This is a genomic window from Kribbella sp. NPDC050124, assembly GCF_044460355.1.
Lineage (GTDB): Bacteria > Actinomycetota > Actinomycetes > Propionibacteriales > Kribbellaceae > Kribbella.
In genome coordinates this window covers 190,909-208,590 of record NZ_JBITJU010000008.1, presented here as the reverse complement: position 1 = coordinate 208,590, position 17,682 = coordinate 190,909, and the positions used below count along the sequence as shown (strand labels likewise).

At 68.3% G+C, this 17,682-nt stretch carries 19 protein-coding genes; 10 read left to right on the top strand and 9 right to left on the bottom strand.

Translation table 11 applies throughout. From position 1 onward, the window contains the following. Nucleotides 1-19 precede the first annotated feature (19 nt). Genes ACIBL3_RS20805 through ACIBL3_RS20790 form a run of 4 tightly spaced genes read right to left on the bottom strand, consistent with a single transcriptional unit; the run spans nucleotide 20 to nucleotide 3,099 of the window. Entirely contained in the window at nucleotides 20-523 is a 504-nt protein-coding gene (locus tag ACIBL3_RS20805) for a GNAT family N-acetyltransferase (RefSeq protein WP_396355087.1), read from the bottom strand. After that, entirely contained in the window at nucleotides 524-1,492 is a 969-nt protein-coding gene (locus ACIBL3_RS20800; RefSeq protein WP_396355085.1) for a zinc-binding dehydrogenase, read from the bottom strand. A gap of 22 nt (nucleotides 1,493-1,514) precedes the next feature. Next, on the bottom strand, nucleotides 1,515-1,874 hold the full coding sequence (locus ACIBL3_RS20795) for a MerR family transcriptional regulator (RefSeq protein ID WP_396355250.1): 360 nt from the start codon (nucleotides 1,872-1,874) through the stop codon (nucleotides 1,515-1,517). 16 nt (nucleotides 1,875-1,890) lie between these two features. Further along, a complete protein-coding gene (locus ACIBL3_RS20790; protein WP_396355084.1) occupies nucleotides 1,891-3,099 on the bottom strand; it encodes an NADP-dependent malic enzyme in 1,209 nt (402 codons plus the stop codon). 302 nt (nucleotides 3,100-3,401) lie between these two features. Here ACIBL3_RS20790 and ACIBL3_RS20785 point away from each other — a divergent pair, with 302 nt between their 5' ends. From ACIBL3_RS20785 to ACIBL3_RS20765, 5 genes are all read left to right on the top strand, one after another. Further along, complete coding sequence (locus ACIBL3_RS20785; protein ID WP_396355082.1) at nucleotides 3,402-4,253, top strand: ABC transporter substrate-binding protein; 852 nt, start codon at nucleotides 3,402-3,404, stop codon at nucleotides 4,251-4,253. Next, a complete protein-coding gene (locus tag ACIBL3_RS20780; RefSeq protein WP_396355080.1) occupies nucleotides 4,250-5,080 on the top strand; it encodes an amino acid ABC transporter permease in 831 nt (276 codons plus the stop codon). The genes ACIBL3_RS20785 and ACIBL3_RS20780 overlap by 4 nt, the downstream gene beginning before the upstream one ends. Further along, nucleotides 5,080-5,835, top strand: a complete 756-nt coding sequence (locus ACIBL3_RS20775) for an amino acid ABC transporter ATP-binding protein (protein ID WP_396355079.1) — start codon at nucleotides 5,080-5,082, stop codon at nucleotides 5,833-5,835. Before ACIBL3_RS20780 ends, ACIBL3_RS20775 begins: the two co-directional genes overlap by 1 nt. Nucleotides 5,836-5,958: 123 nt before the next feature. Further along, nucleotides 5,959-6,351, top strand: coding sequence for an ATP-binding protein (locus tag ACIBL3_RS20770; protein WP_396355078.1), 393 nt, complete (start codon nucleotides 5,959-5,961; stop codon nucleotides 6,349-6,351). A 76-nt stretch (nucleotides 6,352-6,427) separates the two neighbouring features. Then, nucleotides 6,428-7,222, top strand: a complete 795-nt coding sequence (locus tag ACIBL3_RS20765; RefSeq protein ID WP_396355076.1) for an RNA polymerase sigma factor SigF — start codon at nucleotides 6,428-6,430, stop codon at nucleotides 7,220-7,222. Here the strand turns inward: ACIBL3_RS20765 and ACIBL3_RS20760 are convergent, their stop codons facing one another. Then, nucleotides 7,223-7,639, bottom strand: coding sequence for a hypothetical protein (locus ACIBL3_RS20760; protein ID WP_396355075.1), 417 nt, complete (start codon nucleotides 7,637-7,639; stop codon nucleotides 7,223-7,225). A 454-nt stretch (nucleotides 7,640-8,093) separates the two neighbouring features. Here ACIBL3_RS20760 and ACIBL3_RS20755 point away from each other — a divergent pair, with 454 nt between their 5' ends. After that, nucleotides 8,094-8,345, top strand: coding sequence for a WhiB family transcriptional regulator (locus ACIBL3_RS20755; RefSeq protein ID WP_012922773.1), 252 nt, complete (start codon nucleotides 8,094-8,096; stop codon nucleotides 8,343-8,345). A gap of 153 nt (nucleotides 8,346-8,498) precedes the next feature. Here the strand turns inward: ACIBL3_RS20755 and ACIBL3_RS20750 are convergent, their stop codons facing one another. Then, entirely contained in the window at nucleotides 8,499-9,977 is a 1,479-nt protein-coding gene (locus ACIBL3_RS20750) for a sensor histidine kinase (RefSeq protein WP_396355071.1), read from the bottom strand. Between the two features lie 269 nt (nucleotides 9,978-10,246). Between ACIBL3_RS20750 and ACIBL3_RS20745 the strand changes: the two genes are divergently transcribed. Next, nucleotides 10,247-11,152: a DUF2785 domain-containing protein gene (locus ACIBL3_RS20745; RefSeq protein WP_396355069.1), complete on the top strand. Its 906-nt coding sequence runs from the start codon at nucleotides 10,247-10,249 to the stop codon at nucleotides 11,150-11,152. On the opposite strand, the gene ACIBL3_RS20740 is transcribed toward ACIBL3_RS20745, so the two are convergent. After that, a complete protein-coding gene (locus tag ACIBL3_RS20740; protein WP_396355067.1) occupies nucleotides 11,139-12,152 on the bottom strand; it encodes an endonuclease/exonuclease/phosphatase family protein in 1,014 nt (337 codons plus the stop codon). The two genes, ACIBL3_RS20745 and ACIBL3_RS20740, sit on opposite strands and share 14 nt — an antisense overlap. Nucleotides 12,153-12,233: 81 nt before the next feature. Here ACIBL3_RS20740 and ACIBL3_RS20735 point away from each other — a divergent pair, with 81 nt between their 5' ends. From ACIBL3_RS20735 to ACIBL3_RS20725, 3 genes are all read left to right on the top strand, one after another. After that, nucleotides 12,234-12,515 carry a DUF3311 domain-containing protein gene (locus ACIBL3_RS20735; RefSeq protein WP_396355066.1) on the top strand — a complete coding sequence of 94 codons (282 nt, stop codon included), beginning with the start codon at nucleotides 12,234-12,236 and terminating at the stop codon, nucleotides 12,513-12,515. Then, nucleotides 12,512-14,167, top strand: coding sequence for a monocarboxylate uptake permease MctP (gene mctP / locus ACIBL3_RS20730; protein ID WP_396355065.1), 1,656 nt, complete (start codon nucleotides 12,512-12,514; stop codon nucleotides 14,165-14,167). The genes ACIBL3_RS20735 and mctP overlap by 4 nt, the downstream gene beginning before the upstream one ends. Before the next feature lie 118 nt (nucleotides 14,168-14,285). Then, nucleotides 14,286-14,903, top strand: a complete 618-nt coding sequence (locus ACIBL3_RS20725; protein WP_396355064.1) for a DUF5317 domain-containing protein — start codon at nucleotides 14,286-14,288, stop codon at nucleotides 14,901-14,903. Here the strand turns inward: ACIBL3_RS20725 and ACIBL3_RS20720 are convergent. Together ACIBL3_RS20720 and ACIBL3_RS20715 are read right to left on the bottom strand one after the other, a co-directional pair. Next, a complete protein-coding gene (locus ACIBL3_RS20720) occupies nucleotides 14,865-16,142 on the bottom strand; it encodes an HD-GYP domain-containing protein (protein ID WP_396355062.1) in 1,278 nt (425 codons plus the stop codon). The genes ACIBL3_RS20725 and ACIBL3_RS20720 overlap by 39 nt on opposite strands. Next, nucleotides 16,139-17,473 carry an HD-GYP domain-containing protein gene (locus ACIBL3_RS20715; protein WP_396355060.1) on the bottom strand — a complete coding sequence of 445 codons (1,335 nt, stop codon included), beginning with the start codon at nucleotides 17,471-17,473 and terminating at the stop codon, nucleotides 16,139-16,141. The genes ACIBL3_RS20720 and ACIBL3_RS20715 overlap by 4 nt, the downstream gene beginning before the upstream one ends. Nucleotides 17,474-17,682: the final 209 nt, after the last annotated feature.

The following is a 17,682-nucleotide window of genomic DNA, read 5'->3' as shown; positions in this document are numbered from 1 at the left end:
ACAAAAGTGCCGGTGGCACTCAGCGGCGCACCATCCGGATCTCCGGTACGCCGAAGAACGGTTCGTCGACCCGGGTGCCGTCCTCGTGGAACCCGTGCCGCCGGTAGAACGCCCGCGCCCGCTGGTTGCCCTCCAGCACCCACAGGCTGGCCGGTTCCTTGCCGATGGCAACCTCCAGCAGCCGGGCGCCCAGGCCGGTGCTCCACCAGGCTTTCCGGGCGTAGATCGCGAACAGCTCCAGCGGCGTGGGCGCGTCGTCGTCCCGCGCCGGGCCGGCCGCCGCGAACCCGATGACCCGATCCTCGACCCCGGCGGCCGGATCCGGGTCGATCGCCACCCACCGGATCCAGCCCTCGCCGAGCGCGTGCGACCAGCGCTCGATCCGGCGATCGAGGTCGCTGGTCCGCTCCGCGAGTACGGCGCCGTCCACCAGGCCGTCGTACGCCTCCCGCCAGCACAGCAGGTGACACCAGGCCGCAGCCTCGGCATCATCAGGCGTCGCGCGGCGAATCTCCGGTTGCACTCAGACAGTAAAGACGATCTTCCCGAAGACGTCGCCCTCGTTCATCTTGGCGAAGCCCTTGCGGGCGTCGGCCAGCGGGAGGACGGAGTCGATGTGCGGGGAGATGCCGGCGTTCGCCATGAACTGGACGAGCTCGGCGAGCTCCTGCCGGGTGCCCATCGTGGAGCCCTGGACGCGCAGCTGCAGGAAGAAGATCCGGTTCAGCTCGGCCGACTTCGGCGCCTGGCCGCTGGTCGCGCCGGAGATCACCACGGTGCCGCCCTGCTTCAGCGACTTCAGCGAGTGCGACCAGGTCGCCTGCCCGACCGTCTCCATCACCGCGTCGACCCGCTCCGGCAGCCGGGCGCCGGACTCGAACGCGTCGTGCGCGCCGATCTCCAGCGCCTTCGCCCGCTTGCCCTCATCCCGGCTGGTCGCCCAAACGCGGATCCCGGCCGCGCGCGCCAGCGTGATGAGCGCGGTCGCCACGCCACCGCCGGCGCCCTGCACCAGCACGGTGTCGCCCGGCTTGAGCCCCGACTGGGTGAACAGCATCCGGTACGCCGTCAGCCACGCGGTCGGCAGACACGCGGCCTGCTCGAAGCTCAGGCCCGCCGGCTTGGGCACCACGTTGTGCGCGGGTACGGCGACCTTCTCGGCCAGCGTCCCCTGGTAGCGCTCGCTGAGCAGCGACCGCTTCGGGTCGAGCGTCTCGTCACCCTTCCACGCCGGGTCCGAGATCACCGCGTGCACGACGACCTCGTTGCCGTCCGGGTCGATCCCGGCCGCGTCGCAGCCGAGGATCATCGGCAGACTCTTCTCGGCCAGCCCCACCCCCTTCAGCGACCACAGGTCGTGGTGGTTGAGGGCGGTCGCCCGGACGTCGATCGTCACCCATCCCTCGGGCGCCGTCGGGTCGGGCCGCTCCCCCACCTCCAGCGCGGCGATCGGGTCGTCGGCGTCGAACTTGGCGGCATAGGCAGCAAGCATGCGTACCAACCTACGCGGTGGTCTACGCCGAGTCAGTTACCGAATTCACCACAGGTGTGGACAACACGCCGTCCAGCAGGTCGCGCGACTCCTCGAGCGCCTTGATCGACGCGGACATCCGGTCGCGCTCGTGCTGCAGCTTGTCGAGCAGCACCGGGCAGGTCGGCTCGAGCTTCTCCGTCACGCACGGCAGCACCTCGGCGATCATCGCCGTCGACAACCCGGCCGCCAGCAACGTCCGGATCCGCCCCACCAACGCGACGTCACCCTCGCCGTACTCCCGATACCCACTGGCCAGCCGCTCCGGCCGCAACAACCCCTGATCCTCGTAATACCGCAACAACCGCTCACTAACCCCGGTCCGCCCCACCATCTCCCGCATGCGCACCTAGTGGAGTTTAGCGAGCGACGCCGTCCGCTTCGGCTGCTGTTGCTACGGCGGTGGCTACTGCGGGGGCCACGCGGGGGTCGAAGGGCGACGGGATGATGTAGTCGGGGCGGAGGTCGTCCTCGGCGATGAGGTTGGCGAGGGCGTCGGCGGCGGCGAGCTTCATGCCCTCGGTGATGCGGGACGCGTTCGCGTCGAAGGCGCCGCGGAAGATGCCGGGGAACGCCAGCACGTTGTTGATCTGGTTCGGGAAGTCGGAGCGGCCGGTCGCGACCACGGCGGCGTGCCGGTGCGCGATGTCCGGGTGCACCTCCGGGTTCGGGTTCGCCAGCGCGAAGATCATCGACCCGTCGGCCATCCGGGCGATCGCCTCCTCGGGCACCGTCCCGCCGGACACTCCGAGGAACACGTCCGCGCCGTCCAGCGCGTCGACGAGCCGGCCGGAAAGCCCGCCGGTGTTGGTGTCCCGGGCCAGCGACAGCTTCACCGGGTTGAGGTCCGGGCGGTCCTCGTGCAGCACACCCTTGCTGTCGACAACGGCCAGGTCGCCGACGCCGGCCTGCAGCAGGATCCGGGCACACGCGACCCCGGCCGCGCCGGCTCCGGAGATGACCACGCGAATGTCCTCGATCGACTTCCCGGTGACCCGGAGCGCGTTCCGCAGCGCGGCCAGTACGACGACCGCCGTACCGTGCTGGTCGTCGTGGAACACCGGGATGTCGAGCCGCTCCTTCAGCCGCCGCTCGATCTCGAAGCAGCGCGGCGCCGAGATGTCCTCCAGGTTGATCCCGCCGAACGTCGGGGCCAGCCGGACCACGGTCTCGACGAACTCGTCCACGTCGGTGCAGTCGAGCGCGATCGGCACCGAGTCGACGCCGCCGAACTCCTTGAACAGCAGGGCTTTGCCTTCCATCACCGGCAGCGACGCGGCCGGGCCGATGTCACCCAGCCCGAGTACGGCGGTCCCGTCGGTGACGACCGCGACCACGTTGGACTTCCAGGTGTAGCGCCGGACCAGGGCCGGGTCCTCGGCGATCGCCGTACAGACCCGGGCGACACCCGGGGTGTAGGCCTTGGAGAGGTCGGCGGCGTCGCGGACGTGGACCGACGAGGTGACCTCGATCTTGCCACCGCGGTGCAGCTCGAAGACTGCGTCACCGGCGTACCGGTCGGACTCGGGCAGCGGGGTGGAAACGGACGGATGCGGCTGGGCGACCATGCGGGGACCCTTCGATAACAGCGAGATGGCGGTCGATTACAGTGAGTGGGCGGTTCGATCAGTGGGTGCGTCGAACAACGCCGTGGCCAGGGGGTCACCCGTCGCACCGAGTAAACCACACACCGCACTGGTCTGCTCTGTGAGGGTGCCCACAGGGTTCCGAACAGCCGCAACAGGGTGACGATGAGGTATCGGCCGGAGTCTGCTGCCGCCACCCGGCTGGTTGCTGTGTCAGGATGCGGCATCCGGCCCGGTTACCGTGCGGGACGGAATACAAGTTCCAGTGTCGAGGAGTAACAGCGATGAACATCGTCTCCACCCTCCGCAAGAGTCGCACCCGCGCCGTCGTTGCCACGGCCGCAGTGCTCGCGCTCACGCTCTCAGCCTGTGGCAGTGACGACTCGGGCACCAGCAGCGGTGGAACCGAGGACAAGGCCGCCGCGGCCGGCATCACCCTGGTGAAGTCCGGCAAGCTGATGGTCTGCACCCACCTGCCGTACAAGCCGTTCCAGTACAAGGACGGCGCCGATGTCGTCGGCTTCGACGTGGATCTCCTCGACCTGGTCGCCAAGGACCTCGGCCTGGAGCAGGAGGTCGTCAACATCGAGTGGGCCCAGGTCACCTCGGGCGCCGCCTTCCAGGCGAAGAAGTGTGACATGGGTATGGGCGCGATGACGATCACGCCGGAGCGGCAGGCCGCGATCAGCATCACCGACCCGTACATGGACGCAACCCAGGTGCTACTGGTGAAGAAGGACTCCGGCTACAAGTCGCTGGAGGACCTGAAGGGCAAGAAGGTCGGTGTCCAGGCCGACACCACCGGCCAGGCGTTCGCCAACGAGCAGGCGAAGAAGATCGGCTTCACCGTGGTCGTCTTCAACGACCTGGCGCTGCAGGAGAACAACGTCAAGTCCGGCCGGGTCGACGGCGCCATCAACGACAACGGCGTGCTCTACGACTACGTCAAGGCGAACCCGGACATGGCGGTCACCGCCGAGTTCAACACCGGCGAGCAGTACGGCTTCGGCGCCCTCAAGGACGGCAGCGGCCCGAAACTGGTCGCCAAGTTCAACGAACTGCTGACCAAGGCCAAGTCGGACGGCCAGTACAACGAGATCTACAAGAAGTGGTTCGGGGTTGAGCCGAAGAAGTGAGTACGCCGGCCAAGTCCACCGACATCGTTGAGCGGAAGGGGCTGAGCCCGCGGCAGCGGGCTCAGCGGTCCCGCTGGATCCAGTACGGGGTCCTGATCGCACTGATCCTGTTCGCCGCCTTCACGGCGAACTGGCAGCAGATCGTCGACGTCTTCTTCAAGCCGGAATACATCAAGGCGGCGTTCGAGGACGGCCTGCTCAACGCGCTGGTCAAGACGCTGGAGTACACCGCCGGCGCGTTCGTGATCGGCCTGATCGGCGGCACCGTCCTGGCCCTGATGCGGCTGAGCATCGTCGGGCCGTACCGCTGGATCGCGACCGCCTACATCGAGTTCTTCCGCGGCCTGCCGGCGATCGTCGTGTTCATCGCGTTCAGCCTGCTGCCGCTGGCGTTCGAGGGCCTGACGATCCCGTGGGATCCGTACGGCGTGGTCTGGCTGGCCCTGGGGATCGTCGCCGCGGCCTACATGGCCGAGGTGATCCGGGCCGGCATCCAGGCCGTCCCGAAGGGCCAGGTCGAAGCGGCTCGCTCGCTGGGAATGCCGGCCGGGCTGGCGACCCGCAGGATCGTGCTGCCGCAGGCGTTCCGGATCGTGCTGCCGCCGTTGACGAACGACCTGATCCTGCTGGTGAAGGACTCCTCGCTGGTGTTCATCATCGGCGTCAGCGCGGACGCGTACGAGCTGACCGGCTTCGGCCGGGACCTGGCCAACACGTACGCGAACCTGACTCCGCTGGTCACCGCGGGCTTCTGCTACCTGCTGATCACCCTGCCGCTGGGCATCCTGGTCCGCCGGCTCGAGGCGAAGGCTGCGAGGGCGCGCTGATGGCACTGGTCGAGATCAAGAGCCTGCACAAGTCGTTCGGCAGCAACCACGTCCTGCGCGGGATCGACTTCACGGTCGAGCAGGGCGAGGTGGTCTGCATCATCGGCCCGTCCGGCTCGGGCAAGTCCACACTGCTGCGCTGCGTCAACCTGCTGGAGCAGCCGGAGCAGGGGCAGGTGTTCGTCCGCGGTGAGGACATCACCGACCGGGACTGTCACCTGGACGCGGCCCGGCAGCAGATCGGGATGGTGTTCCAGCAGTTCAACCTGTTCCCGCACCTGTCCGTGCTGGCCAACTGCACGATCGCCCAGACGACCGTGCTGAAGCGCAAGCCGGCCGAGGCGGACCGGATCGCCCGGGCCAACCTCGAACGCGTCGGCCTGAACGAGAAGGTGGCCGCGTATCCGGCCCAGCTGTCCGGTGGCCAGATGCAGCGGGTGGCGATCGCCCGGGCGCTGTCGATGGACCCGGCGCTGATGCTGTTCGACGAGCCGACGTCCGCGCTCGACCCGGAGCTCGTCGGCGACGTGCTCACGGTGATGCGCAAGCTGGCGCTGGACGGGATGACGATGCTCGTGGTCACCCACGAGATGGCGTTCGCCCGCGAGGTCGCCGACCGGGTGGTGTTCATGGACGGCGGTGTCATCGTCGAGCAGGGCCCGCCGGCCGAGGTGATCGGCAACCCCGCGCACGAGCGCACCCGCACGTTCCTGCGCCGGGTCCTGGACCCGACCCACGTCGAGCCGACCAGCTGACGTTCGACAGCCGCGAAGGCCCGGTCTTGTCCACAAGGCCGGGCCTTCGTGCATTGCGGGCTTTCAGAGTGGAAGATGTACGGCGTGGTGGGACGATCGCCCGCCGGACCCGAGGGAGGCAGTGTGGGCAGCAGGGGACGATCCGCCGAGGTCCGTCTGAGTATTCCGGCGGACAGTGCGTACATCGCCGTACCGCGGTCGGTGGTGGGCAACCTGGCGGCCCGCAACGACTTCACCGTGGACGCGATCGACGACCTGCGGATCGCGGTCGACGAGGCGTGCGCGCTGCTGCTGCCGCAGGCGTCCGACGGCGTGCTGGACTGCGTGTTCGAGATCGACCCGCCGCAGCTTACGGTGCGGACCAGCGCCGTCGTGCCGAACGGCTGGCAGCCCGACACCTCGTCGTTCGGCTGGACCGTGCTGACCGCGCTGGTGGAGTCCGCGGCCGCGGAGACGGTCGACGGCCGACTCACCATCACCGTGACGGCGACCGCCACCGCAACGGAGACTCTGTGAGCGAGCGTAGCGAGCGAACGATGGGTAGAGCACCGTTGATGGTTACGCCGCAGCCGAGCGCCAGCGAGGCGCAGGCGTGACCGAGGACATGCCCCTGGGCGGGTCCCAGGACTCTCCTGATCTGCGTACCCGGACGGCCGAGTTGTTCCGCGCGATGTCGGCCGCCGGCCTGCGTGAGCCGGCGTACGGCGTCGCCCGGGACGGCCTGGTCGCGCTGCACATGCCGCTGGTGGAGCACCTGGCCCGCCGCTTCCGCAACCGCGGCGAGCCGTACGACGACCTGGTCCAGGTGGCCACGATCGGCCTGATCAAGGCGATCGACCGGTTCGACTCCGATCGCGGCGTGGAGTTCTCGACGTACGCGACACCGACGATCCTCGGCGAGATCAAGCGGTACTTCCGGGACAAGGGCTGGGCCATCCGGGTGCCGCGACGGCTGCAGGAGCTCCGGCTCTCGCTGACCGCCGCGACCGCCGAGCTGACCCAGGAGCTGGGCCGGGCGCCGACAGTCGCCGAGTTGTCCGATCGGCTGGGCCTGTCGCCGGATCTCGTGATCGAGGGCCTGGAGTCCGCAAACGCTTACAACACGTTGTCCCTGGATGCCCCGGACCAGAACGAGACCGACACCACGACGGTCCTGGACGGGCTCGGCGGCGAGGACGAGGCGCTGGAGAGTGTGGAGTACCGGGAGTCCCTGAAACCGCTGCTGGCGCAGCTGGACACCCGGGAGAAGCGGATCCTGACGCTGCGGTTCTTCCGCGGCATGACGCAGTCCCAGATCGCCGATGAGATCGGCATCTCCCAGATGCACGTCTCCCGCCTGCTCGCCCGCACCCTCACCGAGCTGCGGACCGGCCTGCTGAAGGAGTAGTCAGAGGACCGGGCGGTCCTTGTCCTTGGTCGGATCGTCGGCAAGGGCTTCGGTGGAAGCCTTCTGGAAGATCGCGATCAGGACGCCGAGGGCCGCCAGGGCCAGCGCGACGGCGATCGGTTTGGTGCCGCCGCCCCAGAAGCTGTACGCCATCAGGAGCTGGATCAGCTGCGCGAACACCGCCGGCCCCCGGCTCCAGGTGGACGCCCGTGACAGGCCGCGGGCGATCAGCCCGAGGCCCACGCCGTACAGGACGAAGAACGCGGTGGTGGTCAGGCCCATGAAGACCCGGGGGCCTTGGATCGTTAATGCTTCGGCAATTCCGAGAACGACGAGCACAAGCCCTTCCGCAGCCACCACAGCCGCGGCTAGCTTGAGCGGTCTCGGTACGGCGGCAGCTGGGGAGTCGGTCGGCACTTCGCCAGCTTAGTGCCCCATGCCGTGCGGGTACTTCGGGCGCAAGGGACGATCACCTTCTCTTCCTGCGTGCCCATTCGGTCACGGGAACCCCAGCCCCACAGGGATCTGAGGTTGTGCGTAACCAAAAGGCCGCTGCATCGGTTACTTGCAGTGAACGGGTGAGTGCAAGAACGGAGCTCGGTCCGGTTATCGGACGGGGTGAACGGCTGCGCACCGGTTCGTAGTGTTAAGGAAGTGTTGTGATCGGATCGACAACTCCAGAACCCTTGTTTCACTCCGCTGAGATTGGGAACATGGTCTCGTTCGTGAAAACGTTCACAACACGTTCCTGGATCGAACACCTCGCACCTCGAACCCCCTGTGCGAGCTGAGAGCACGAGTAAAAGCGCGCTGGCTGGGCACAGACCAGGCTCACAGCGTACGACAACTACTGAGAGAGATGGGATCCGCCATGGATTGGCGCCACCGGGCCGTTTGCCTCGATGAGGACCCGGAACTGTTCTTCCCCATCGGCAACACCGGGCCCGCGATCATGCAGATCGAGGAGGCCAAGCAGGTGTGCCGTCGCTGCGACGTCCGTGAGCAGTGCCTCGCCTGGGCGCTCGAAGCCGGCCAGGATCACGGTGTCTGGGGCGGTCTGAGTGAGGACGAGCGCCGCGCTCTGAAGCGCCGCAACGCGCGCGCCCGCATCCGCACCGCCTGAGCAAGTACCTACGAGGCCCCGCGGACCATCCCGCGGGGCCTTCCGCTTTCCCCTCCCCCTCTGGTTGGCTGACCCAACAGAGTGTGGGTTGACCCACCGGATTCCGGGATGCCAACCCACCGCCTGGTTGGCTGACCCACCAGAGGGCGGGCGTCAGTCCTTGACCGGCAGGTCCAAGGTGACCTGGGCGCCGGACTTGCCGTCGTGGCGGGGACCGAACTCCAAGGTCCCGTCCAGCTCACCGATCACCAGGGTGCGGACGATGGACAGGCCGAGGTTCCCCGACAGTTCCGAGTCGAACGTTGCCGGCAGCCCTTGCCCGTCGTCGATCACGGTGACGTGCAGGCGGCCGACCGAACGCTCGGCGGACAGCTCGATGGTGCCGGTGGCCTCGCCGCCGTCGCGGGACCGGAAAGCGTGCTCCACCGAGTTCTGCATCAGCTCCGTCAGCACCATCGCCAGCGGGGTCGCGATTTCGGAGTCCAGTACGCCGAAGCTGCCGGACCGCTTGGTCTCCACGGAGGTGGCGACTGTTGACACCTCGGCGACCATCGCCCCGACCCGGTCGGCGACGTCGTCGAAGTCCACGTGCTCGTCGAAGGACTCCGACAGCGTCTCGTGCACGATGGCGATCGACCCGACCCGGCGGACCGCCTCGGCCAGCGCGGCCTGGGCCTCCGGCACGGTGATCCGCCGGCCCTGCATCCGAAGCAACGCCGCGACGGTCTGCAAGTTGTTCTTGACGCGATGATGAATTTCCCGGATGGTCGCTTCCTTGGTGACCAGCTCCCGCTCCCGGCTACGCAGCTCCGTCACGTCCCGGAGCAGGATCAGCGCCCCCACGTGCTGACCCTCGGCGCGCAACGGGATCGCGCGCAGGAACAGCGTCGCGTCGGCGTTCTCGATCTCGAGCTCCTTGGCCGCGCGCCCGGTCAGCACCGACGCCAGCACGTCGTCGACCTTGTGGCCGCTGTGCAGCAGCTCACCGGTGACGTCCTTCAGCCGGCTGCCGACCAGGTCGGTGACCAGGCCCATCCGCCGGTACGCCGACAACGCGTTCGGGCTCGCGAACGTCACCATCCCGTGCCGATCGACCCGGATGCACCCGTCGCCGACGCGTGGGGTGGTGGACAGCAGCCGCTCCCCGCCGTACGGGAAGACGCCGTCGGTGATCATCCGGGCCAGGTCGGTGGCGCTCTGCAGGTAGGCGATCTCCAGCCGGGACGGGGTCCGGACGCCGAGCAGGTTGGTGTTGCGCGCGATCACCGCGATCACCCGGGTGCCGCGCCGGACCGGGATCGTCTCGACCCGGACCGGGACGTCGTCGCGCCACTCCGGGTCGCCCTCGCGGCAGATCCGCCCGCCGTCGTAGGCCTGGTCCAGCAGGTGCCGGCGGCCGCGCGGGATGAAGCTGCCGACGATGTCGTCCAGGTACGCCGTCGGGCCGGTGGTGGGCCGCATCTGCGCCCCGGCCCAGAAGCCGAGCCCCTCGGTGTCGGGCAGCCAGAGCACGAGGTCGGCGAACGACAGGTCGGCGAGCATCTGCCAGTCCGAGACGAGCAGTTGGAGACGGTCCAGGTCGGCCTGGTCCAGCGTGGTGTGGTTACGGGCCACATCGGTCAGCGACGGCACGGTTCGATGCTACCGACGGCCTTTACCAGTATCTGTGGTGGTCCACTCGACAGATGGGTGTAGATAGGTGTTGATTGATCAGGGCGCGCCTGCCGGTCCCCTGCAGTCGCGAGCAGGTGCCCGGTGGTGTAGCTCGGCGTGCCGGGGCGAAGGGGTCGATGCGGAGCATCGTCACCTTTGCACCGGTGCGGCGAGGTGCGCCGCCGGGTGCCGCGCAGCACGCAGGGGACCGGCAGGCGGGCCCTCGGCACGGATGAAAGGATGGCTTGGTGGAGTCGACGTACTGGCAGGACGTGATGGCCGCGGACTACGCGGTACCGCGCGACCGTGGTCTGACCGACCTCACCGAGGAGCTCGTCCGCGGCCTCGCCAGCACCAACCCGCAGGTCCGCGACGCGCTCGCGTACCCGACGCTGGCCACCTGGCTGGAGCGCGGGGTGTACGACGACCTGCTGCCGGGCTTCGGTGACGGCCTGTGCGCCGGCCTCGCGTACGGGCTGGGCGAGGACGGCACGGACACCGTCTTCCGCCGCTCCTTCACCGCGCTGACGCTGGCGGAGGTGATCCACCGCGACAACGCCGAGTTCCTGGTGCACGACGAGGTGGTGATGCGCTGGGGCGACCGGCTGGCCACCTGGCTGCTGCGCGAGCGCGACCTGCGCGGCTACGTGCCGGACTGCGGCTGGGCGCATGCCGTTGCCCATGGCGCGGACGCGATCGGCGCGCTGGCCCGGTCGCGGCACTGCGACACCGGGGTGCTTCGTGCGCTGCTCGACGTACTGGCCGACCGGATCGTGAAGGACACGCAGTACCGCTGGGTGCACGAGGAGCACGACCGGGTCGCGCACGCGGTGATGACGATCCTGCACCGCAACATGCTGACCAGCGACGAGCTGGAGCGCTGGCTGAAGCCGGTGGCGGCGACCGCGGCGCAGCAGCCGTTGATGCACGAGACGTTGCCGGAGTGGCCGACTCCCTCGGTCTTCAACGCCCGCGGGGTGCTGCACGTCCTGCTGAGCCAGTTGGCGATCGGGGTCAAGGGCTTCCCGATCCCGGGTGACGACGAGCTGTTCGGTCGCCCGATCGAGGCCCGCGCCGACATGCTGCTGATGCTGACCGAAGCTGTGCAGGCGTCGCAGCCCTACATCTACCGCCCGGCCTCTACTCAGTCTTAGGTACGGCGCCAGACCGGGGCGGTGGGGTGGGGCTCGTATAGAACACAGTCGCGACGACGGCCCGGTGGTCGCTGCCCTCGATCTGGTACGTCGTGAAGCGCCCCGGCTCGAGTTGCCGGGTGATCAGCACGTGATCGATCTGCGTCCGGGTCAGCGCCGGCCGGTCCGACGGCCAGGTGCCGACGAGCCCGGCGCCCGTCAGCGACGCGACGCTGCGGCAGTTCGATCCGAGCGCCTGCCGGAAGTCCGCGTGATCCGTGGTGGCGTTGAAGTCGCCGGCCACGATCGTCGGCGGATTCTGCGCGCACCAGTGCCGGAGTACGTCGAGATCCTCTTTCCATGTGGGCACTTCGGACGGCAACGGCGGGAAGCCGTGGTACGCGATCAGCCGCACCGCGCCGAGGTTCCCGCCGGTCACGATGATGTGGCCGAAGGTCGTGGCTTGCTGGTCGGCCTGGAAGCGCACCGGACCCAGTGACGACGACACCAGAACGCTCGTCGCGCTCTCGACCGCCTTGCTCGGCTGCAGCGTGTAACCGTTGTACGTCAGGCCTTGCAGGTGTGCGCGGATCTCCTCGCGGACGTCGACCTGTGCCTCAGGCAACGAAACCAGGTCGGGCCGGCGGTCCTGGATCACCTTGGCCACCGCACCCGCGTCGGCGCCGCCGCCGAGCACGTTGGCGACCATGATCGTCAGCACCCGGGCTCCCTCCGGGGGCGGGTTCGCGTCGGAGAACTGCCGCGGAGCCGTCAGCACGGCCCCGGTCAGCGCCAGGCCCAGCACGAGTACGGCGGCGATACGCCATCCCCGCCGTACCAGCATCAGCAGGCCGAGCAGGAGCAGAACGGCCAGTCCCTGCGGGCGAAACGCCACAAGTTGCGCGAAAGGGGTGACCTCGTCTAGGCCGTACACCTCCGGATACAGCGGGGTGGCAACGATCAGCAGAAAGAGAACGGACAGCACGACCCGCCGTACCAACCATGCTCGTTCGTTATCCATGAACCACCCTGGAAGCTCTGGTCCCGTGTCCTGTCGAACGGTAGCGTGCTCCGTTGCGCCTGTGTCCCGAGGAGGTTTGCAGTGTCCCGATTGTCCGCGGTCAAACCCGCGTACTGGATCTCCGGCGTCCTGCTGGCGATCGCAGTCGTAGTGCCGCTCCTGGTGTCGACGTACGCCAAGGACGAGCCCCGCTTGTGGGGTTTCCCGTTCTTCTACTGGTACCAGTTCCTGTGGGTCTTCCTCTCGGCCGCCCTGGTCAGCATCTGCTACAAGCTGGTGGTCACCGAGGAGCGCAAGCGCCGGGCGGCGCAGGGCCTTGGTGACCCTGACAAGCCGGTTGCGGCGAAGGAGGGCGACCAGTGAACCACACAGTCGACTGGGTGCAGCTCATCATCGTCGTGCTCATCTTCGGTGCCGTCACCGCGATGGGCTTCATGGCCGCGCGCTGGCGCAGCACCGGCAACCTGGACAACCTCGACGAGTGGGGTCTGGGCGGCCGCGGGTTCGGTACCTTCATCACCTGGTTCCTGCTCGGCGGCGACCTCTACACCGCGTACACGTTCATCGCCGTACCGGCCGCGATGTACGCCACCGGTGCGATCAGCGGCTTCTTCGCGGTGCCGTACACAATCGTGGTCTACCCGATCATCTTCATCTTCATGTCCCGGCTGTGGTCGGTCTCGCACCGCAACGGCTACGTGACCCCGGCCGACTTCGTCCATGGCCGCTACGGCAGCAAGTCGCTGTCGCTGGCGGTCGCGGTGACCGGCATCCTGGCCACGATGCCGTACATCGCCTTGCAGCTGGTGGGTATGCAGGCGGTGTTCGAGACCATGGGCCTGGGCGGCGACAACCTGCTCGCCAAGGACCTGCCGCTGCTGATCGCGTTCGCGGTGCTGGCGGCGTACACCTACTCGTCGGGCCTGCGGGCGCCGGCGATGATCGCGTTCGTCAAGGACGGCCTGATCTACCTGGTGATCGCCGTCGCGATCTTCTACCTGCCGCACGTGCTCGGCGGCTGGGGCTCGATCTTCGACGCCGCGGAGGCCAAGCTCTCGGCGACGAACCCGAACACCGGCAAGCCGGTCGGCGCGTTCATCCCGGGTGAGACGGGCTACTCGGCGTACTGGACGCTGGCCCTGGGGTCGGCGATGGCGCTGTTCATGTATCCGCACTCGGTGACCGCGGTGCTGTCGACGAAGAACCGCAACATCGTCCGGCGGAACGCCGCGATCCTGCCGGCGTACTCGCTGCTGCTCGGCCTGCTCGCGCTGCTCGGGTTCATGGCGATCAAGGCGAACGTGGACGTGAAGGGCCTGGACGGGATCGCGAACCCGCAGCTGGCCATCCCGCGGCTGTTCGACCAGGAGTTCCCGTCCTGGTTCGCCGGGATCGCGTTCGCGGCGATCGCGGTCGGCGCGCTGGTGCCGGCGGCGATCATGTCGATCGCGGCCGCGAACCTGTTCACCCGCAACATCTATCGCGACTTCCTCAAACCGAACGCGTCACCGGCGCAGGAGGCGAAGGTCTCCAAGCTGGCGTCGCTGGTCGTGAAACTGGGCGCGCTGGCGTTCGTGCTCACGCTGGACAAGACCCTCGCGCTGAACTTCCAGCTCCTGGGCGGCATCTGGATCCTGCAGACGTTCCCGGCGATCGTGGTCGGCCTGTACACCAGATGGTTCCATCGCTGGGCGCTGCTGGCCGGCTGGGCGGTGGCGATGGTGTACGGCACCCTCGAGGCCTACAACGTGGTCAACCCGGCGACCGGCAAGCACTTCGGCGGCTCGGTGACGAACATCCCGTTCACCGACACCCAGGCCTACATCGCGTTGACGGCCTTCGGCCTCAACCTGATCGTGGTCGTCGTGCTGACGCTGATCTTCCGGGCCGTGAAGGTGCCGGACGGTGTGGACAGCACGCACACGTCGGACTACCGCGCCGACGCGGGTGATCCGGGCGTGAAAGACCTGCCGGAGTTGCTCGACGAGGGCGGCGCGGCCTCGGCCAAGTCCTGACCTTCACGATGGCGGTCCCTGCTGCGGAAGGGGCCGCCATCACTCTTTGCTGTTATGTCGACACGCTGCGGGCTCAGCTTGCCCGGGTTTCCGGGTCCGGCGCGGCAGAATCGCGAGGGTGTTGCTGGTCCTCCTCGTCATGGTGCTCGCCGCGGCTGCGGCCTGGGCGACCGGTGGACGGATCACCAACCTGGCCGCCAACTCGCTGACCGGCGTGCACTGGCTGGGCGCGGCCGCGATCGGCCAGTTCCTCGGTTCGATCATCGGCAGTACGGCGTACCCGGTCGGGCTGATCGGGTCCGCGGTCTGCATCGCGGTCTTCCTGCGCCAGAACCTGCGGCACCCCGGCGTCGGACTACTTGCCCTGGGCTTCTTCTCCAACGCCGTGGTGGTCGCCCTGAACGGCGCGATGCCGGTCGACGCCGACGCGCTGACCCGCGCCGGCGTCGGTCCCTTCGTCAGCTCACCGCGTCACGAGCTGGTCGACGCTGCGACCAGGCTGCCTTGGCTCGGCGACGTCGTACCTGTGGCCCTTCCTGGACTCGGTCAGGCGGTCAGCCCCGGCGACGTCCTGATCGCCGCCGGCGCAGGCCTCCTCCTGTACGCCGGAATGGGCGGATCGCACCGAATCCCAGCCACCGAAGCACCGCAGTGGCATCACCTGCACCCCTGCGACGGAACCCCCGCCCTGCTCCGCCTAAAAGCGGAAGCCCCGGCCGATCACCCTCCTGAGTGACTCGACCACCACCGGGTCGTACTCCGCCCCGATCCCCAACCCGATCGACTCCATCGCCTTCCCCGGCGTCTGCCCGGTCCCCTCCCCCACCAACTGCTCATAAGCCAACGCCACATTCACAATCCCACTCTCCAACGGAATGTCAGCGTTCCTCGCCCGCCCCCGCCGATACGGATCATTCGAGTGCCGCACGATCTCGGCCACCCGATCCAGCACACCGGACCGTTCGATGACCGACGCGCCGATCTCGGCCGCCCGCTGCCGCTCCTCCCGTGTCCGCAGCAACGAAGCTCCACCGGGACTGGGATCCGACAACGCCAACTGCCCCACCCCGGACAGCAATGCGGCGTACTCCAGCGCCTCCATCCGCGGCGGAGTCAGCCCCAGATCGTGGCCCAGCGCAACGGCCAATTGCGCCGTTCGCGCGTTCTGCCCCGGACTGCTGAAGCCGGCGATCTCCGTGCTCCGCGCCATCGACCGAACCGTCGTTCGATAGGTCCGCTGCGCCGACGCGAACCGCCGGAACGCGAACTGAGTCAACAACAACGGCACCACCACCAGCGGCACGGCCCACAACCCGAGCAACGACGTGCTCGCGGCCAGGAGGACACCGCTGATACCCATCGCGAGCCCGATCCTCGCCAGCACCACCAGCTCGTCGCGCAGGGCGGCCGGGAACGGCCGGTTCGACGCCTCGGTCATCTGCCCCGCGCCGACCAGGCCGTCGCTCAGGGCAGCGGTCAGCACGGCGAGGAACATCGCCGCGGTGATCGGCAGCGCGTGCGACCAGGTCCCGTCCCACTGCAGATGGTCCGGAAGGACGACCGCGAACACGGTCGCGGCGGCGGCCACCGAGATCACCCGCCGAGTGGAGATCACCAGATCCCACCGAAGGCCGGCCACCGTACGCGGAATGACGCCGGCAATGGTGGCCACCGCCACAACGGTGACGATCTGGGCGACATCCGGCACGACCGGCACCTCCGGCCCGCGCAGGAGCGCGTAGGCCAAGGCGGCGCTTGTCGCGATCGGCGCCCGGTTGCGGCTTCGGTCCACCCGGAACTGCACCATCTCCCCCACGGCGATCAGCAGCCCGAAAGTGATCGCGAACGACCAGCCGGTGACTCCTCGCTCGATGGTCAGCACCGTGGCCGTCACCCCGAGGATGGCCCCGACCAGCAAGATGGCGACCCCGCTGCCGGAGATCCGGACCTGATAGTTGCCCTGCACGGTGCTCATCCGTCGGCCGGTCCGGCCGCCGACCCCGACGCGCCACCACCGCTGCCGAGGCTGAGGTCGTCGTGGTCGATGCTGACCTCCACGTTGGCATCCGGGGCCGGCTGGTCCGCGGCCGCGTTCCAGCCTTGCTGCCGGATCACTTGGACGAACGCGTCGACCAAGAGCGGATCGAAGTGCGTGTAGCGGTCCTGCAGCAGGATCTCCAGCGTCTCCTCGACGCCCCGGGCCGGGCGGTACGAGCGCGTGGAGGTGAGGCAGTCGAAAGCGTCCACGATGCCGATGATGCGAGCGAAATACGGGATTTTCTCACCGGCCAACCCTGCTGGGTAGCCACTGCCGTCGTACTTCTCGTGGTGATGCAGGACCGCCGACTTCACCTCTTCCAGGAACGGGATGTTGCCGATCAGCTCGACTCCCCGCGCCGGATGCAGGCGGATGGCGTCCATCTCCGCGTCGTCCAGCCGGCCGGGCTTGCGGATGATGCTGGTCGGCACGCCGACCTTCCCGACATCGTGCAGCAGTCCAGCGTGCTCGAGGGCGCTTTGGCGATCCTGGTTCAGCCCAAGCTGCCTGCCGAGCATCCCGACCCCTTCACTGACCCGCTCCGAGTGCCCGCGCGTGTACAGATCCTTGGCCTCGATGACCTGGATGAACGCTCGCATGGTCGCCGCCTGGGCCAGCCGCTCGGCCTCGTACTGCGACAGGGCCCAGCGGGCGACGACCAGCGGACCGAGGATGAGCACGCCGGCGAAGATGCTCAGACCGCCGAGCCAGACCACGGCCATCGACAGACCGAGCAGTCCGTAGCCGAGCACCGGGAGTGCGGTCGTCCGGACCACGTGCCGGAGAAACTCCTTCACGGCATTCGGTCCGCGCTCGAGACTGAGCACCATCGAGACGAGCACGGCGTTCACGAGCTGGAGCGCGACACTGGCGGCTGTCGTCGCGATCAGGGCGTCCGGGACCCGGGCGAAGACCTCGTCGCCGACCGGTCCGTCCAAGGCCGCATAGGCGACCGCCGCACCGGCGGCGGACACGACCCGCTGCGCGCTGTTGAAGATCCGCTTGATCGCCGGAGCCGGCGCCTGGACGAGAGATCCGGCGGCAGCGACGATGACGGCCGCCGCGGGCCCTGCGATCACGTAGACGGCAACCAGAACGACGGACACCAGTTCGATCTGGCGCTGAGTGTGCACCGATCGCAGCGAACTGGCGACGAGCGCGACCAGGCACAGCCCGGCCACCACCAGTGGATTTTGTGTCTCGGAGATCGCGAGCCCCAGCGCGACCAGGGCGATGACGGCGGTTCCCGCGACAGCACAACGCAGCATTCTGACACGGGGGCGCCACGTCATCTCATGCCCTCCATGACAGAAGGATCACCAGTCCCAGACGTCGCCGACCATAGTACGTCACCTCCGATCAGCGGGTCGCTGGTCTTGCGCCCAGTCAGCGGGCGCAGGGGGGCAGACAGCACATCGCTGACTCGACTTGAATTTTGCTCATCAGGACTGCGCCGAAACACTGTAAGCCAGACCGT

Coding starts and splice junctions, on each gene's coding strand:
- ACIBL3_RS20800 (WP_396355085.1), bottom strand. CDS start 1,492: ATGCTTGCTGCCTATGCCGCCAAGTTCGACGCCGACGACCCGATCGCC.
- ACIBL3_RS20795 (WP_396355250.1), bottom strand. CDS start 1,874: ATGCGGGAGATGGTGGGGCGGACCGGGGTTAGTGAGCGGTTGTTGCGG.
- ACIBL3_RS20790 (WP_396355084.1), bottom strand. CDS start 3,099: ATGGTCGCCCAGCCGCATCCGTCCGTTTCCACCCCGCTGCCCGAGTCC.
- ACIBL3_RS20785 (WP_396355082.1), top strand. CDS start 3,402: ATGAACATCGTCTCCACCCTCCGCAAGAGTCGCACCCGCGCCGTCGTT.
- ACIBL3_RS20775 (WP_396355079.1), top strand. CDS start 5,080: ATGGCACTGGTCGAGATCAAGAGCCTGCACAAGTCGTTCGGCAGCAAC.
- ACIBL3_RS20755 (WP_012922773.1), top strand. CDS start 8,094: ATGGATTGGCGCCACCGGGCCGTTTGCCTCGATGAGGACCCGGAACTG.
- ACIBL3_RS20740 (WP_396355067.1), bottom strand. CDS start 12,152: ATGGATAACGAACGAGCATGGTTGGTACGGCGGGTCGTGCTGTCCGTT.
- ACIBL3_RS20720 (WP_396355062.1), bottom strand. CDS start 16,142: ATGAGCACCGTGCAGGGCAACTATCAGGTCCGGATCTCCGGCAGCGGG.
- ACIBL3_RS20715 (WP_396355060.1), bottom strand. CDS start 17,473: ATGCTGCGTTGTGCTGTCGCGGGAACCGCCGTCATCGCCCTGGTCGCG.